This window comes from Neobacillus drentensis, from assembly GCF_036966985.1.
GTDB lineage: Bacteria > Bacillota > Bacilli > Bacillales > Cytobacillaceae > Neobacillus > Neobacillus drentensis_E.
The window spans coordinates 1,864-3,028 of the sequence record NZ_JBALSN010000338.1; the positions used below are offsets into that span (position 1 = coordinate 1,864).

At 33.6% G+C, this 1,165-nt stretch carries 1 protein-coding gene; it reads right to left on the reverse strand.

Features of this window, described 5'->3' with window-relative positions; all coding sequences use genetic code 11:
- The coding region (locus V7659_RS21020; RefSeq protein ID WP_335542006.1) for a PAS domain S-box protein at window positions 1-894 on the reverse strand (894 nt) is incomplete at its 3' end.
- Window positions 895-1,165 lie beyond the last annotated feature (271 nt).

Below are 1,165 nucleotides of genomic sequence, written 5' to 3' on the forward strand. Positions count from 1 at the left end.
ATCCTGATGAAATGCCCGCCGATTTGGTAATCCCGTGAGAGGATCATGGAGAGCTTCCCACTCTCTCTTTTTTTCATTGATTTTCCGTTGTGTAATATCAGTCGATACACTAAGAACCTGCTTATCACCAGATGAAATGATGGGCAGCTTTACGGTTTGTATCCACCTTTTATTTCCTTGTGAATCAATGATTTCATTTTCTGGTATTTGCTTTTCTTCTAAAGTAGATAATACCTGATGATCTATACTTATATTCTTTTTGGCCCTATCCTCATCTGGATTATAATCCAGCTCAAAATTCCCGATAAGTTCTTCGGAATTCACCCCAAATAGTAAACCATACGCTTGATTGGTTAATGTATATTTTCCATCCTGATTTTTGGCATAGATATAACTGGGATTCATATCGATGATTTTATGAAGAAATTCTTTTTGATCTAGTAGTGCATTATTCATCTTAGTAATGATCTTTTGATGCATCCTAATCACTGGGATGAGGATCCCAATCGATAAAAATAAAACAGCGATACTGCTTGGTAATAACAGATAACTTTTAATCATATTTAAGATTCCAATGCAATAGCCTGCTGATGCAACGATAATAAAGTAAAGGACAAACGTTTTGGTTTCAGAATCCTTCAGGTTTTTACATATTGCAAGGGATAATACTGTGATAACAATGAATAATAATAAATTAAAGTTAAAGATCCAGGACCAATCTCCATAGACCGGGTATAAGAAACTTACCTTTATTAATCCCTGCGGTCTTACTAACTCAAAGCTTTGGATGCCTTTGTGACTCCATCCAATCAAGTAAACAAAAGCTGACCATAGGTAAAGAGTGACGACAGTAAATTTGTTCACTGCATATTTTACTATTCTAGATTCAATCATTTGTGTTTGGTTTATCGCCATATATATTACGGAAAATAAAGTAGGACCCAACATTATGGAGCCAAAACGAAATAACTGAAATAAAAATTCGATAACGCTATTTGAAAAAAAATCACGAGCATATAAAAACGAAACGTCGATTTGCCAAAACGAAGTAAAAATAAAAAAGAGAAATAAAAGCCTTGATAACTTTGTTTTTCCCAAAATATAAATCGTTGTAATTCCAGCTGCCAATGGAAATAATGCAAAAGAAATCATTAATAGATAAATC